We start from the raw sequence: 12,396 nt of genomic DNA, 5'->3' as shown, positions 1-12,396 counted from the left end.
CCTCTCCCCCTGCTCTGCCCACAGCCGAGCCGCACCGGGCCACGCCTTCCAGGAGAAATCGGCGGCACAGCTCTTGCCTGAGGTCAGATGGCCTGGGTTACTGATCCGGAGCGGCTCGACCGAATGATCGGTCGCCCGGATTGACGCGGTTGTGTGAGGGAGTGCGCACATGGCGGATGCGGCGGAGAACCTGCTGGACTCGGGGGAACGGCTCGACGCGGAGGCGCTGCGGGCGCTGCAGCTGGAGAGACTGCAGGCCTCGCTGCGGCATGCCTACGCTCACGTGCCTTTCTACCGGGAGTCCTTCGACAAGGCGGGCGTCCATCCGGACGACTGCCGCTCCCTCGCCGACCTGGCGCACTTCCCCTTCACCACCAAGGCGGACCTACGGGAGAACTACCCGTACGGGATGTTCGCCGTGCCCCTGGACCATGTGCGCCGCATCCACGCCTCCAGCGGCACCACCGGACGCCCCACGGTGGTCGGCTACACGGACAACGACCTGTCCCTGTGGTCCGACATGGTGGCCCGGTCGATCCGGGCGGCGGGCGGGCGGCCCGGCGACATCGCACATGTGGCGTACGGCTATGGGCTGTTCACGGGTGGCCTCGGCGCCCACTACGGTGCCGAACGACTCGGCTGTACGGTCATCCCCGCGTCCGGCGGCATGACGGCCCGCCAGGTCCAGCTGATCCAGGATCTCAAGCCAGGGATCATCATGGTGACGCCGTCGTACATGCTCACGATCCTCGACGAGTTCGAGCGGCAGGGCGTGGATCCGCGCGGTACCTCGCTGCGCGTGGGCATCTTCGGTGCCGAGCCCTGGACCGAGCAGATGCGCCGGGAGATCGAGGAGCGGTTCGCGATCGACGCCGTCGACATATACGGGCTGTCCGAGGTGATCGGGCCGGGCGTGGCCCAGGAGTGCGTGGAGACGAAGGACGGGCTGCACATCTGGGAGGACCATTTCTTCCCCGAGGTCGTGGATCCGATCACCGGCGACGTGCTGCCGGAGGGCGCCGAAGGGGAAATGGTCTTCACCTCGCTCACCAAGGAGGCCATGCCCGTCGTCCGGTACCGGACCCGGGACCTGACCCGGTTGCTGCCGGGGACCGCCCGCGTGTTCCGGCGGATGGAGAAGATCACGGGCCGCAGTGACGACATGGTGATCCTGCGCGGCGTCAATCTCTTCCCGACGCAGATCGAGGAGATCGTGCTGCGCACGCCGGGTGTCGCACCCCATTTCCAGCTCCGTCTCACCCGCGAGGGCCGCCTCGACGCCCTCACGGTGCGCGCGGAGGCCCGCGCCGATGCCTCCCCCGAGACCCGGGAGGCCGCCGCGCAGGCCATCGCCGCGGCCGTCAAGGACGGCATCGGAGTCTCGGTCACCGTCGAGATCGTGGACCCGGAGTCGCTGGAGCGCTCCGTGGGCAAGATCCGGCGGATCGTGGACCTGCGCGCCAAGTAGGCGGCTCATCGGCGACGTGTGTACCTCGCGCCCTGTCTTCAACTCTCGTACGCACCAACACCGTTGACGCTCTGTCTGCCCGTCACTAGCTTCTGAGAGCGCTCTCACATCCACCACCGCTTCCTTGCAGGGAGACCCCATGACTCCCGTACGAAGACTCCGGACACCGAGACCCCGCACCCTCAGACGCCCGGCCGCCGCGCTCACCCTGACCCTGCTCGCGGCGCTCGCCCCGCAGTCGGCGTCCGCCGCCGAGCCCGCCGACCCCGCCGTCACCGCGACCATCTGCAACAAGTACTGCGACGCCCGCGACCCCGCCCTCTCCCCCGGCGACCGGACCCCGGTCACGGCGAGCATCCACGGGCGGTCGATCGCCCTCCACTTCGACGACGCCGACGCGATGGGCTGGGCGTCCATCGGCAACGGCAACCCGGGCGACGAGGTGTGGCTGGACCGCTCCTTCGACGGCGGGCGCACCTGGAGCTCCGGAAGCAGGCTCGGCAACACCGCCGTCCCCGCGGGACAGCGAGGCTGGCGCACGCTCATGTACAACGTGGACGACTGGAACAACCATGGCGTCGGCGCCCTGCGCGCCTGCGGCAAGGCCGGGGACCGCACCGAGATCGCCTGCACCCCATGGGCCCGCACCACATGGAACGCCGGCAACCGGCGCACCGCCGCGGCCACCGGCCTGATGACGTTCTACAACTACTCGACCGGCCTGTTCGACACCACCGGCTGGTGGAACTCGGCCAACGCGCTGAACGCCGTGATCGACAACATCCGTGTGTCGGGCATGAGCAGTTACTCGTACGCGATCTCCCGCACGTACGACCTCAACCTCAACGCCCAAGGCGGGCAGTTCCGCAACGAGTACATCGACGACACCGGCTGGTGGGGGCTCGCCTGGATCGCCGCGTACGACCTGACCGGCGACAGCCGCTACCTGAACACCGCCCGCGCGGACGCCGATCACATGGCGGCGTACTGGGACGGCACGTGCGGTGGCGGGGTGTGGTGGAGCACGGCGAGGACGTACAAGAACGCCATCGCCAACTCCCTCTACATCCAGCTCAGCGCCGCCCTGCACAACCGCATCCCGGGCGACACGACGTATCTCAACCGGGCCCGCGCCGGCTGGTCCTGGTTCCAGGGCACCGGCATGATCAACGCCTCGAACCTGGTGAACGACGGCATCGACCTGTCCACCTGCCGCAACAACGGCCAGCCGGTCTGGTCGTACAACCAGGGCGTCCTGCTCGGCGCCCTCACCGAGCTGCACCGGGCGACGGGCGACGGCGCGCTGCTGACCCGGGCACGGCAGATCGCCGACGCCGCGACCACGGCCTCCTCGCTCCACACCGCCGACGGAATCCTGCGCGACCCGTGTGAAGGCGGCGACTGCGGCGGCGACGGGCCGTCGTTCAAGGGCGCGCACGTGCGCGGTCTGGGCAAGCTCAACGCGGCGCTGCCGGACCGTCCCTACACGGCGTATCTGCAACGCCAGGCGGACCGCGCCTACGCGAGCGACCGCAACGCCCTCGACCAGTACGGGCTGCGCTGGTACGGGCCGGTCGACAAGCTGGACGCGGCTCGGCAGCAGAGCGCACTCGATCTGCTCAACGCGGCGCCGTGAGGCGGGCGTTCAGCTGATGCCCGACAACGTTGTCCGCGCAGGGTCCGGCCTCTGCGCGGGGGGCGTTCCTCCCCGCGTCACCAAGACCCTGGAGCGATCACCGTGCTCAGACTCATACCACCCTGGCGGCACATCACAACGGCCGCAGCGGTGCTGGCACTCGCCGTCACCAGCCTCTTCGCCTCCGGCGCGGCCCCCGCCGACGCCGCCACGAGAGCCTGGACCCCAAAGCCCGCACCTATGACGACGCCGTGGACCGACCAGGTCCCGGTCGACAACCCGCTGCCGGAGTATCCGCGCCCGCAGCTGACCCGGCCCGACTGGGCCAACCTCAACGGCATCTGGGACTTCGCCGTCACCTCCCGCGACGCCGGACAGCCCGCCACGTTCGGCGAGCAGATCCGGGTGCCGTTCGCGCCGGAATCCGCGCTCTCCGGCATCCAGCGGAAGATCACCCAGAACGACAAGCTCTGGTACAAGCGCACCTTCACCGTGCCCTCCGACTGGAGCAGCCGCCGCGTCCAGCTCAACTTCGGCGCCTCCGACTGGGAGACCACGGTCTGGGTCAACGGGCAGCAGGCGGGCGCCGTCCACCGGGGCGGCTATGACGCGTTCTCGTACGACATCACACCTCTGCTGAACGGCGGCACCAACACGATCGTCGTCTCCACGTACGACCCGACGGAGACCGGCGGCCAGGCCGTCGGCAAGCAGCGCATCCAGGACGTCACCCCGCACGCCGGGCGCAGCATCTTCTACACCGCCGCGTCCGGGATCTGGCAGACAGTGTGGCTGGAGCCCATGGCTGTCGCGCACATCACCCGGCTCGACATGGTCCCGAACCTACAGAACAGCACCCTGCGGGTGACGGTGCGCGCGGTCGGTGCGGACGGCGCGAGCGTCCGGGTCACGGTCGCGGGCGGCGGGAGTGCCGTGGGCACGGTCGGCACCGAGTTCTCCGTGCCGGTGCCGAACGCCCGCCTCTGGACTCCGGAGGACCCCTACCTGTACGACGTCACGGCCGAGCTCACGAGCAGCGCGGGCGCCGACAAGGTCGGCTCGTACGCGGGTATGCGGTCGATTTCGGTGCAGAACGTGAACGGTGTCCAACGACCGGTCCTGAACGGGCGGTTCGTGTTCCAGTCCGGCACCCTGGACCAGGGCTACTGGCCGGACGGCATCTACACCGCGCCCACCGACGCGGCCCTCAGATACGACCTGCAGAAGCACAAGGACATGGGCTTCAACATGGTGCGCAAGCACATCAAGGTGGAGCCGCAGCGGTGGTTCTACTGGGCGGACAGGCTTGGGTTGCTGGTGTGGCAGGACATGCCCTCCATGGACAACGGCAAGACCCCGTCCGCCCAGGCCCGTCCGCAGTGGGAGAGCGAGTTCCGCGCCATCGTCGACCAGCACCGCAGCTCCCCTTCGCTGATCATGTGGGTCGACCAGAACGAGGGCTGGGGCCAGTACGACCAGGCCCGCATCGCGGACATGGTCAAGGCGTACGACCCCTCGCGCCTGGTCAACAACATGAGCGGCGTGAACTGCTGCGGCGCCCAGGACGGCGGCAACGGCGACGTGATCGACAACCACAACTACGTCGGCCCCGGCAACACCCCGACGGAACCCGTGCGTGCCTCCGTGCTCGGCGAGTACGGCGGCCTCGGTTTCCGCGTGGCCAACCACGAGTGGTACCCGGGCGGCGGATTCTCCTACGAGGACCAGCCCAGCCTGTCGGCGCTCAACGACCGGTTCGTCGGACTGCTCGACGGCATCCGCGAGAACACCATGTCCGCGGGCGGCCTGTCGGCGGCCGTCTACACGCAGATCACGGACGTGGAGAACGAGGCCAATGGCCTCCTGACCTACGACCGTCAGGTGGTCAAGGTCGACGAGGCCCGCGTCCGCGCCGCCAACCAGGCGCTCATCGCGGCGTCCCGCACGGTTGGACCGACCGTGAAGCTGCCGCTGGAGCAGTCTGTGTCGCTCCGGGTCACCACGCCCGGCTACACCGACCGCTACATCCGCCACCAGGACGGGGTCGGCCTCACCGAGGTCGTGAACTCGGGCAGCACGGACCTGCTGAAGGCGGACGCCACCTGGAAGGTGAAGCCGGGGCTCGCCAACCGGCTCTGCTACTCCTTCGAGTCCCGCAACTACCCCGGCGAGTATCTGCGCCACCGCGAATACCGCGTCCGGCGCGACGCGAACGAGAACTCGACGCTGTACAAGGAGGACACGACCTGGTGCCCGGTGCAGGGCAGTGGCGGCATCCGGCTGTCGGCGGCCAACTTCCCGCACCAGTACCTGCGGCACATCAACGCCGAGCTGTGGCTGGCCCAACTGGGCGGCACCCACAGCTGGGACAACCCGGCGGCCTTCACCGAGGACACCACCTGGGCGATCGAAGCGCCCTGGGCTCCCTGACCGTTCGGAAAGGCGGGTACGTCATGTCAGCGCGCAGACATCGCCTGTGGACCGGCCTCCTGGCCCTGGCCCTAGCCGTGGCCGGCTTGGTCGCCCTGCCCACGCCCTCCCGCGCCGCGACGGCGGTCTGCGCGCTGGCGTGCGACACGCTGGACCCCACGCGGGCGCAGAAGGACACCTTCCCGGTCCCGGACCGGAACATCAACGGCCGGATCCTGCGGCTGCACGTCTCCGACCCCGACAACATGGCGTGGGCCAGCATCGACAATGGCGTGACCGGCGACTCGGTCTGGCTGGACCGGTCCTGGGACCGGGGCGCCACCTGGGAGCCCCTGCTCGGCAGGGCGAGCATCCCCGGCACCTGGACCGGCACCCGCACACTGATGTTCAACATCACCGACCCGGTGGGGCACCGGCGCGGCTGGATCCGCGCCTGCGGCGACGCCGCCGCCGTCACCTGCACCGACTGGGTCTACCCAACAGTGTGCGACGGTACGTCCTGCGACGGGGCCGACCCCGCCACGGCGTCCGGTGACGACACCCCCGTACCGTCGACGACTCTCTTCGGCCGCACCATCAGCCTGCACCTCGACCAGCAGAACGGCATGGCCTGGGGCGTCATCGAAAACGGCGCCGCGGGCGACGAGGTCTGGCTCGACCGCTCGTGGGACGAGGGCGCCAGCCACCCCGAGGGCTCGTCCCTCGGCCGTACGAGTGTGCCGTCCGGGTCCGCTTCGACCTGGACCGTCATGTTCGCCACCCGGGACCCGCGCGGCCTGCTGTACGGCGGTGCGGTCCGTGCCTGCGGACGGGAGGCCTCCCACCAGGAGGGTGGTTGCACGGCCTGGGTGAGGCCCGCGCCGACCCGGGTACGTGCGGCGGCCGACGCGCTCATGGCGTCGTACCACACCAACGAGGGCTGGTGGCACAGGAGTTGGTGGAACTCGGCTGTCGCGCTCACCTCGTTGATCAATGTCGCCGAGCGCACCGGGCGGCACGACTACGACTGGGTGATCGCCCGCACCTTCGAGCAGAACCGTGGCGCCTTCCCGGCGGGCGCGCGCAGCTCGGACGCGATCGAGGGCCACTTCATCAGCCGCGCCGTCGATGACGCGGCCTGGTGGGCGGCGGCCTGGATCACGGCATACGACTACACGGGCGATCGACGCTATCTGGAGGAGGCGGTCACGATCACCGACTACGTCCACCAGTTCTGGGATCCGAGCACCTGTGGTGGCGGCGTGTGGTGGGACCGTGAGCGGACGTACAAGAACGCCGTGACCAACGGGCTGTACCTGTGGCTGACCACGTCGCTGCACCAGCGGATCGGCGGTGACACGGTGTGGGGCAGCCGTACGGCCACGGCAGCGGACTGGTACCTCGCCAGCGGGATGATCAACTCCTCGGGCCTGGTCAACGACGGGCTGACCGCGGGCTGCGGCAACAACGGCCAGACGGTGTGGAGTTACAACCAGGGTCTGGCCATCGGCGCCTTCACTCAGCTGTGGCGGTCCACCGGGGAAAGGCGATACCTGAACACGGCCAGGCGCCTGGCCGACGCCGCGATCTCCTCGCCGGCGCTGACTCGCGGCGGGGTGCTGACCGAGTCCTGCGACATCGGTTCGAACTCCTGCGACGACAACCAGAAGCAGTTCAAGGGCATCTTCATGCGGCACTTCGCCGACCTGGCGGATGCCACCGGGTCCGCCGCCTACCGTGTGTACGCCCAGAGACAGGCCGATGCGATCTGGGCCAACGACCGGGACTCCCTCAACCGCCTCGGTCAGCGCTGGTCCGGCGCCGGCCCCAACCGGTCGGACTGGCGCACACAGGCGAGCGCGCTGGAAGCCTTGGCCGCCGCGGCGCGACTCCAGAGTCAGAGTGAGGTTCCGCCGAACCGGTCCCTCAGCTCCCGTTTCAGGATCTTCCCGCTCGCGTTGCGCGGCAGCTCGTCCACGAACAGGACCCGCTTCGGGGCCTTGAAGTGGGGGAGCTTGTCGCGGGCGTGCGCGATCAGGTCCTCCTGCGTGGTCTCACCGCGGCGGACGACGACGGCGGTGACGGCCTCGATCCAGCGCTCGTCGAGCAGGCCGATCACCGCGACCTCGGCGACCGCCTCGTGGGTGTAGAGCGCGTCCTCGACCTGCCGTGAAGCGACCAGCACGCCGCCGGAGTTGATGACGTCCTTCACCCGGTCGACGATGGTGAAGTAGCCGTGGGCGTCCCGCACGGCGAGGTCGCCGGAGTGGAACCAGCCGTCGCGGAAGGCGTCGGCGGTCTCCTCGGGCTTGTCCCAGTAGCCCTCGCACAACTGCGGGGAGCGATAGACGATTTCGCCGGGCGTTCCGTCGGGGACGTCCTTGCCGTCCTCGTCGACCACGCGGGCGTCCACGAACAGCACGGGACGGCCGCAGGAGTCCATCCGGCCCTTGTGCTCGTGGGGTCCGAGGACGGTGGCCAGGGGGCCGATCTCGCTCTGTCCGAAGCAGTTGTAGAACGCCAGCTTCGGCAGCCGCTCCCGCAGCCGTTCCAGTACGGGCACCGGCATGATCGACGCCCCGTAGTACGCCTTCCGCAGCCCGCCGAGGTCACGTCGGTCGAAGTCCGGGCGGTTGGCGAGGCCGATCCACACGGTGGGCGGCGCGAACAGGCTGTCTACGCGGCCCGCTTCGATCAGGTCGAACAGCCGGTCGCCGTCGGGCGCGTCGAGGATGATGTTCGTCGCCCCTGCCGCGAGGTACGGCAGCAGGAACACATGCATCTGCGCCGAGTGGTACAGCGGCAGCGAGTGCACGGGACGGTCGCCGGCGCTGAGGTCGAGGGCGGTGATCGCGCTGAGGTACTCGTGCACCAGCGCCCGGTGCGTCATCATCGCGCCCTTGGGCAGGGCCGTGGTGCCGGAGGTGTAGAGCAACTGCACCAGGTCCTCGGAGCGCGGCTCCGGGCCGTCATACTCGGGGGCCTGTGCCAGCCGCGCGAGCAGTGAGTCGCCGGCGTCTCGCAGGGGCACCGTACGGACGCCGTCGGGGAGCCGGTCCGACAGGCCGGGGTCGGCGAGCACCAGCGCGCTGCCGGACTGGCCGACGATGTACGCGAGGTCGTCGCCGGTCAGGTTCTGGTTGACTGGTACGTGCACCAGGCCCGCCCGGGCGCAGGCCAGGAAGCCGATGAGGTAGGCGTCGGAGTTGTGGCCGTAGGAGCCGACCCGGTCGCCGGGGGCGAGGCCCTGGTCGCGCAGGACGCTCGCGGCCCGTGAGACGGCCTCGTCGAGTTCCTCGTACGTCCAGGCGCGGTCGCCGTACTCGACCGCGACGCGCGCCGGGGTGCGCCGGGCGCTGCGCCGCAGGATCCCGTCAACCGTACTGCCGTGTCCAGACGTCATGACACGTGATCCTGGTTGTGCCGCTGCCGGAGGTCAAGGCACATGCCCGTCGGTACGCTCAACCGCTCCTTCCCTCAATGACGTTGGGAGGCACGATGCGCACCCGCTTCAGACGGCTCCTCGTCGCGGCCGTCGCTCTGCTCACCGCGACCGCCGCCCTGCCGGCAGCCTCGGCAGAACGGCAGAGTCCGCAGTAGCATCCCTCGCACGGCGGTCTGTCCGCCGTGATCCGCTACACCGAGTACGGCATTCCGCACATCGTCGCGAAGGACTGCACGAACCTCGGCTTCGGTACCGGCTGGGCGCAGGCCGCCGACCAGGTGTGCGTGCTCGCCGACGGGTTCGTCACGCTGCGCGGCGACCGCTCGCGCTTCTCCGGGCCCGACGCGGCCACCGACTTCTCGCTCTCCGACGCCTCCGACAACCGCGGCAAGGAAGGTGCCCGAGCTCATCGCGGTGAGAGCAATGAGGACGCCCTGCTGCCACCGGTGCTTGGTGAAGCAGATGTCCGCCTGCTTCTCATGGGTCTTGTGGCTGTAGACCACGCGCCCGAAAGCCTCTCGCGTCTACGCCAGAAGGTACGGGTCGCGGTCAGGCACCGCATCGCTCTCGCGTGTCAATTCGTTCCTACTCGGTCGAGGACTCCTGGACATGCGCCTGAAAGTCAGTTGCACATCTTCTGAGTATGGCGGCGACACTGACACTCCGACCGACTAGAGCTACCTCCCGTTCAGGCCGCGCTCGATCCGGCCTGCCCTGCGGCCATCTCCTGCTTCGCGCAGGTAGCGGAGAGCGGTGGACACGATGCCGCAAGGCCGCTCGCGCTCCTTCTCCGCGGCGGCCCCGCGAAGCTCCTGGCTCCAGGCCCGGGCGAGAGCGAGGCTCAGAGCAACTGGTACTGACCGGGCGGACCGGGGGCGGACCTGGCAGCTCGCCGACGCCTGTGCCGCGTGCGCGGTGGTGATTCCGTAGGCGGCGACCATCCCGGAGCCCCCCTGTGTCGTGCGACGGTACGGCCCGCGAGTCGCCGGCGGCCGGCCGTTGCTCTCGATCACGCGGGGACCGCTCGCCGTCAGCCGCAGCTCGACCTGAAGCACCCCCAACTCAGGCCCAGAGCCGGACCTCGGCGGCCACGACCCCTTCAACAGGCCGCTCGACCTACGCGGCATCGCCTAATGGGAGCTGTTGGGTCGTAGAGACTCGATGCCGTAGCCGCCAGTAGGTGAGCACTTTCGTCGCCGGAAGCATTCGACTTCTGAGGTCAGACCGTGCCCCTGCTGGTCGGCCGGGAGGCCAGACCGTTGATGGGGTGGCGTGCCCGCCGGGCAGTGGGGCGTGAGCACTGGATCCATTAGGCCACGTGCCGTGCCTTCCGCAGGCTGCAAGGAGCGAAGCACCTGACCAGGAGGACGAGTTGCTGCTGATCGGCGACGACTGGGCCGAAGACCACCATGACGTCGAGGTCCAGGACGAGGCAGGCCACAAACTCGCCGCGGCGAGACTGCCCGAAGGTGTGGAGGGGATCGGGAAGCTGCACGAGCTCCTCGCGAAGCACGGTGGCGGGGACCTGGATGCCGCCGAAGTGGTGGTCGGGATCGAGACCGACCGCGGCTCCTGGGTACAGGCCCTGATCGCCTCCGGCTACCAGGTCTATGCCATCAACCCGCGGCAGGTCGCCCGGTTCAAGGAACGCTATGCCTCCTCCGGCGCCAAGAGCGACAGGGGAGACGCGCACGCGCTGGCCGACATGGTCCGCATCGACCGGGCCCAGTTGCGGCCGGTGGCCGGGGACAGCGAGCAGGCGCAGGCCGTCAAGGTTGTCGCCCGCGCCCACCAGACCTTGATCTGGGAACGCACCCGCACCTTCCAGCGGCTGCGCAGCACGCTGCGCGAGTACTTCCCCGCCGCCCTGGCTGCCTACGCGGACCTCACGTTGAACAGCACGGACGCCTTGGAACTGTTGATCAAGGCGCCCACCCCGCAGACCGGGGCGAAGCTGACCCGCACGCAGATCCATGCCGTCCTGGCCCGTGCCCGCCGGCACAACCGGGACGCGAAAGCGGCCACGATCCAGGCCGCGCTGCGCGAACGCCAGCTGGGCCTGCCCGAGCCGGTCACGGCCGCCTACGCGGCCACCGTCATCGCTCACGCCCGGCTGCTGATCGCCCTGAACGAGCAGATAGCCGACCTGGAAGGGCAGGTGAAGGCCCATTTTCTGAAGCACCCGGACGCTGAGATCTACCTCTCGATGCCCGGCATCGCGCACGTCACCGGCGCCCGGGTGCTCGCCGAGTTCGGAGACGACTCCACCCGATACGCATCCGCGAAGGCGCGCAAGAACTACGCCGGCACCAGCCCTATCACCCGGGCCTCCGGCAAGAGCCACACCGTCCAGGCCCGCTACGTCCGCAACAACCGGCTCGCCGATGCGCTGCAGACCCAGGCGTTCTCCGCCCTGCGGGCCTCGCCCGGTGCCCGCCGCTACTACGACAAGCAACGAGCCCGCGAGGCCGGCTACAACCCGGCCCTGCGGCAGCTCGACAACCGTCTCGTCGGCATCCTCCACGGATGCCTCAAGACCCGAACCCTCTACGACGAAGCGACCGCCTGGTCGCACCACGCCTACACCCCTGCCGCTTGACATCAAACGACATGGGGTGCCTGACCTGCACGATCACCCGCAAACAGGACTTTGAAACGACCCTGCCTCATGCCTCCCCCGTCAGGCACGAGAAGACACCGCGGGAGAAGCAGTACCTGCATGTACTTCACCGCATGACCCTATTGAGCCCGGGAGGGCCGATGCTCAGCACTCCGAACGCGGACAAGGCCTGGAAAGCCATGACGAGGTCATTCCCGACCCCAGAGGCGCCAGACCAGTATGCCGCCCCCAGCAAGGCAGAGAGGACGGCTTACGCCGTGCTGCTGCATGGACCGGCTGCACACTCAGGCGGCACCGACGCGAGTCAGTGGCTGCTGCTGCGCGACAACACAGCGAAGCGCCCGTAACCGACGCACCAGCAGCAGCCACACTTCAAGAACGCATCAGTCGCCCGAGACGCCGTCGAGGCAGTCCCGCACCGGCCCGTACAGGCCGCGCGGAACCAACCTGCGGACAATCTCCAGGACCGTTACGGCCTGATCGGTAGCCGTGCTCAGCAAGACACGGGTCTCCCAGGCACACGCCTGTTGGCCTCCTGCTGCTCGGTGATTCGACACCAACGAGCTGTTCAGGAGGCCCTGTCCGTATGCGCCTGGTGAGCACCGCTCCACCTTCGCGGGCGGATTCACTTCCTCGGCTGCGCGGGGTCGTCGAACCGCCATCCCCGGTGGGCGCACCTGACTTGGTGGCCACGGCAAGAACGGTGCCTGGAGGTGGGCCTGGGAGGCGGCCGCCGACTGCCTTCGCTGGGGCGAGTTGGCGTCTGTCTGGTGCATCCCGTTTCGTGAAGATTTCGCTATCGCATGGATCCGGCCAAA

Annotated in this window: 5 protein-coding genes and 3 pseudogenes; 6 read left to right on the top strand and 2 right to left on the bottom strand. The window is 69.2% G+C overall.

Features of this window, described 5'->3' with window-relative positions:
- Positions 1-169 precede the first annotated feature (169 nt).
- From paaK to OG828_RS44985, 4 genes and pseudogenes are all read left to right on the top strand, one after another.
- The gene (gene paaK, locus OG828_RS45000) at positions 170-1,468 is read left to right on the top strand and encodes a phenylacetate--CoA ligase PaaK (RefSeq protein WP_328504392.1); all 1,299 of its coding nucleotides are present in this window, start codon (positions 170-172) and stop codon (positions 1,466-1,468) included.
- A gap of 139 nt (positions 1,469-1,607) precedes the next feature.
- Entirely contained in the window at positions 1,608-3,104 is a 1,497-nt protein-coding gene (locus OG828_RS44995) for a glycoside hydrolase family 76 protein (RefSeq protein WP_328504391.1), read from the top strand.
- A 150-nt stretch (positions 3,105-3,254) separates the two neighbouring features.
- Positions 3,255-5,534, top strand: a complete 2,280-nt coding sequence (locus OG828_RS44990) for an AbfB domain-containing protein (protein WP_443062533.1) — start codon at positions 3,255-3,257, stop codon at positions 5,532-5,534.
- A 23-nt stretch (positions 5,535-5,557) separates the two neighbouring features.
- Positions 5,558-7,396, top strand: a pseudogene (locus OG828_RS44985) (glycoside hydrolase family 76 protein); the annotation flags it as partial.
- 14 nt (positions 7,397-7,410) lie between these two features.
- Here OG828_RS44985 and OG828_RS44980 read toward each other — a convergent pair.
- Complete coding sequence (locus tag OG828_RS44980; RefSeq protein WP_328504390.1) at positions 7,411-8,916, bottom strand: acyl-CoA synthetase; 1,506 nt, start codon at positions 8,914-8,916, stop codon at positions 7,411-7,413.
- Between the two features lie 95 nt (positions 8,917-9,011).
- On the opposite strand from OG828_RS44980, the pseudogene OG828_RS44975 reads away from it, so the two are divergent.
- A pseudogene (locus tag OG828_RS44975) lies at positions 9,012-9,341 on the top strand (penicillin acylase family protein); the annotation flags it as partial.
- Positions 9,342-9,392: 51 nt separating this feature from the next.
- On the opposite strand, the pseudogene OG828_RS49725 reads toward OG828_RS44975, so the two are convergent.
- Positions 9,393-9,461 (bottom strand): annotated as a pseudogene (locus OG828_RS49725) (SLATT domain-containing protein); the annotation flags it as partial.
- An 869-nt stretch (positions 9,462-10,330) separates the two neighbouring features.
- On the opposite strand from OG828_RS49725, the gene OG828_RS44970 reads away from it, so the two are divergent.
- Positions 10,331-11,557: an IS110 family transposase gene (locus OG828_RS44970; RefSeq protein ID WP_328504389.1), complete on the top strand. Its 1,227-nt coding sequence runs from the start codon at positions 10,331-10,333 to the stop codon at positions 11,555-11,557.
- Positions 11,558-12,396: the final 839 nt, after the last annotated feature.

The organism is Streptomyces sp. NBC_00457, from assembly GCF_036014015.1.
In the GTDB taxonomy this organism is placed as follows: Bacteria; Actinomycetota; Actinomycetes; order Streptomycetales; family Streptomycetaceae; genus Streptomyces.
Note: the sequence above shows the minus strand (reverse complement) of the source record. Positions and strands in the feature narration are given on the sequence as shown.

Coding starts and splice junctions, on each gene's coding strand:
- OG828_RS44980 (WP_328504390.1), bottom strand. CDS start 8,916: ATGACGTCTGGACACGGCAGTACGGTTGACGGGATCCTGCGGCGCAGC.
- OG828_RS44995 (WP_328504391.1), top strand. CDS start 1,608: ATGACTCCCGTACGAAGACTCCGGACACCGAGACCCCGCACCCTCAGA.
- paaK (WP_328504392.1), top strand. CDS start 170: ATGGCGGATGCGGCGGAGAACCTGCTGGACTCGGGGGAACGGCTCGAC.